The 2,681-nt window shown below is 34.8% G+C and carries 5 protein-coding genes; all 5 read left to right on the top strand.

Annotation, left to right across the window (positions count from 1 at the left end):
- The coding region (locus tag M901_RS07380; RefSeq protein ID WP_021277561.1) for an RsmE family RNA methyltransferase at positions 1–405 on the top strand (405 nt) is incomplete at its 5' end.
- 34 nt (positions 406–439) lie between these two features.
- The gene (locus tag M901_RS07375; RefSeq protein ID WP_021277563.1) at positions 440–1,147 is read left to right on the top strand and encodes an RDD family protein; all 708 of its coding nucleotides are present in this window, start codon (positions 440–442) and stop codon (positions 1,145–1,147) included.
- Entirely contained in the window at positions 1,147–1,593 is a 447-nt protein-coding gene (gene rfaE2, locus M901_RS07370; protein ID WP_021277564.1) for a D-glycero-beta-D-manno-heptose 1-phosphate adenylyltransferase, read from the top strand. Before M901_RS07375 ends, rfaE2 begins: the two co-directional genes overlap by 1 nt.
- Entirely contained in the window at positions 1,590–1,916 is a 327-nt protein-coding gene (locus M901_RS07365; protein ID WP_021277562.1) for a hypothetical protein, read from the top strand. The genes rfaE2 and M901_RS07365 overlap by 4 nt, the downstream gene beginning before the upstream one ends.
- Positions 1,917–2,104: 188 nt before the next feature.
- Positions 2,105–2,681 (top strand): flagellin (locus M901_RS07360; protein ID WP_021277565.1); only part of this gene is annotated, 577 nt, incomplete at its 3' end.

Genomic DNA, 2,681 nt, shown 5'->3' with positions numbered 1-2,681 from the left:
ATTCTCCCTTTTGAGGCTGAATATTCTCAATGGTCTATTAAGAACTTTGATAGAGTAAATTTACTTGTTGAAAGTGCAATTATCCAATCTAATAACTATTATTTTACTAATGTGATGTCAGTGGCCAGTTCGATAAAAGAATTGGAATCAGCTTTTGCTGATTATGACTATATCATTCTAACAACACTTAAAAATGTTCGTAGTTTTCAACAGTGTTCTGTTGATAAATCCCAAAAATATTTAATAGTAATTGGTCCAGAAGGTGGCCTTTCTAACTCTGAGGAAGATTATATTCTATCGCAAGAGAATGCCCATTCTTTAAAAATTGATACCCCTATTTTGAGAACACCAAATGCTGTTTCTGCTGTGGTCGGTTACATCCACGGAAAATTTGCCGCATTATGATAATTGTGTCATCCTAAAGTAGAACGGAGTCATTATGGATTTAAGGCAGAATACCAGTCAAAAGACAAAACCTAAATTTTTTGATGTAGATGATTTTGAAATTGAAGATATCCCATTTAAACCAATCACAGATGGTTTAGGGTTTAATAACAAGTACGATGACTTTAAAAAGACAAGGTCAAATACTCAGCAAGTACATCAACGTGTGCAAAAGAAAGTTTATGAACAGATGAGTAATACTGAAGTTCAAAAAGAAGTTCCAGCAGAACTTGAAGCTTTCTATAGTGCTCCTACTCAGTCTGGGCCAAAAGTTAATAGAAATATTGATCTTAAAGTTAAAATTGAAAGAGATGCAAATTTGGTAGCTCGTCTGCTTAGTTGGGTTGTTGATACATTAATTTGTTCTGTGATTTTTGGAACAATATTTGGAATTATGTTTGTCGCTACGTCAATGTCTGTGATGGCCTTTACTCAAATGATCTTAAGCGACTACAATATTGCTTTCCCTATAATTTTGTTTGTCTTAGTTTATAATATCTATGGTATCTCGATGGGGTATCAACAAACTGTTGGCCAAAAGTTACTAAGAGTGAAAAATAAGTTTGAAGAGATCAAAGCAGAACCAGCTTCTTTCTTAATTAAGAGATCTTACTTCGAAATTTTTTCTCTTCTACTTTTAGGTCTTCCTTATCTACTTAAGTACGATGACAAAGTCTTAGGTAACAAAGTGATAAAAGCGTAATGAGTCTAGAAAGTATCTTAGAAAATAGAGAAGGAAAGAAGCTCGTTTTTACAAATGGCTGCTTCGATATTCTACATAAGGGTCATGTGAGTTATCTAAATGAAGCTCGAGCACAAGGTGATTTTCTTATTGTAGGCTTGAATTCTGATGCAAGTGTTAAAAGACTAAAAGGGGATCATCGCCCTGTTAATAACGAGCTCGATAGAACTTTTATGCTTGAAAATCTTAAGGCGGTTGATGCTGTCGCTATTTTTGAGGAAGACACACCATATAATCTAATTTCTAGAATTCAACCAGATGTTCTCGTTAAAGGTGGTGACTGGGCCGTAGAAGATATTGTTGGCCACGATATTGTTACTGCTCGTGGTGGTGAAGTGAAGAGCCTTAGATTTGAAGAAGGTTATTCAACGACGGGACTTATTAATAAAGTTCAGGGGCGTTCTTGATTCTTGTTAAGAATTTTTCTGAATATGACCTCTATATATTAAATAGTGAAATTAAGATTGAAGAATCTGGAACATATATTTCACAGGGCATTCACTTTCTTATGATGATAGTGGCCACATTACGGCTTAAGAAGTTAGCGATTATTTGTGAAAGTGAAAATATTGATATTGACCTCGTCTGCGCAAAAAAATCACACCTTCATGAGAATACAAACTATTTCACTCTGAATTATTCATTGAAAAATAAAGTTTCTGACCTACCAAATCCATCAGATATTAAAAGTCTCCTAAATCTAAAGACTTACTTTAAAACTCATCTTTAATACCTGACAAGCTTAGTTAACTACTTGAAAAAAAAGGAAAAATTTTCCTTTTTATGCTCAAGTATATTTCCGAGTATCCGTTATGGTTATTGCTACTTAGGGGTAAGTAGCAGTTTTGTTCAGTTTGAGACAAGGAGTTTCAAACTTTAATAGCACAAGGAGGTTTTAAGTGAATCGAGGAGATTAACATGGGTTTAAGAATTAACACAAACACACAATCATTAGCAGCACAAAGAAGTTTAGGTGGAGTAACAAGATCGAAGCAAGCTTCTATGGAAAAGATGGCTAGTGGTAGCAGAATTAATAAAGCAGGAGATGATGCAGCAGGTTTAGCAATTAGTGAAAAGCTAAAGGCTGGAATTAGAGGGACTCAACAAGCGACTAGAAACGCTGGTGATGGGATCTCAATGGTACAAACAGCAGAAGGTGGTCTAAACGAGGTTTCAAATATCCTAGTAAGACTAAGAGAGCTATCTGTACAAGCAGCATCGGATACAGTTGGAGATACTGAGAGAAAGTTTACTGATCTAGAATTTCAATCTCTTGTAACTGAAGTAGATAGAATTGCAGAATCTACTAAGTTCAACGGAAAAGATCTTCTAAATGGAACTGGTGATCAAATGGATTTCCAAATTGGTATCAATAACAATGAAGGTTTAGATAGAATTGCATTTGATCCATCTCAGACAAGTGCAAAAGTTGGTGATCTTGGAATTGAAGGTTTAACAGTATCTTCTAAAGAAGGTGCTCAAACGAACCTAGAAG

It is taken from the genome of Bacteriovorax sp. DB6_IX (assembly GCF_000447775.1).
In the GTDB taxonomy this organism is placed as follows: domain Bacteria; phylum Bdellovibrionota; class Bacteriovoracia; order Bacteriovoracales; family Bacteriovoracaceae; genus Halobacteriovorax_A.
Note: the sequence above shows the minus strand (reverse complement) of the source record. Positions and strands in the feature narration are given on the sequence as shown.